The sequence below is a fragment of the Herbidospora sp. RD11066 genome, assembly GCF_054661255.1.
This window is the reverse complement of record NZ_BAAGDO010000155.1, coordinates 1-272: the sequence shown is the minus strand read 5'-3', so window position 1 is coordinate 272 and position 272 is coordinate 1. Positions and strand designations below refer to the sequence as shown.

1 protein-coding gene is annotated in these 272 nt (G+C 38.2%); it reads left to right on the top strand.

What is annotated here, in order from left to right; all coding sequences use genetic code 11:
• Positions 1-272 (top strand): NAD-dependent epimerase/dehydratase family protein (locus ACYQ78_RS39610; RefSeq protein ID WP_459806143.1); only part of this gene is annotated, 272 nt, incomplete at both ends.

The window sequence follows — 272 nt, the reverse complement described above, 5'->3', positions numbered from 1 at the left end:
GTACATGTTCTAGATAATCTCTCTACAGGAAATCGTTCAGCTGTAGATAGTCGTGCTAGCTTTAAACAACTGGATGTTTATGATTCTAGTGCCCTAAAAGCTTACTTAGAAGAAAATCAGATTGATGCTGTTCTTCATTGTGCAGGTGAAATTGTTGTGAGCGAAAGCATTGAAAACCCAAGCAAATACTTCACTGCCAATGTTGCTGGTATGAACCAAGTTCTCAAAGTCTTGTCTGAAGTTGGCATTCAAAAAATCATGTTCTCTTCGAC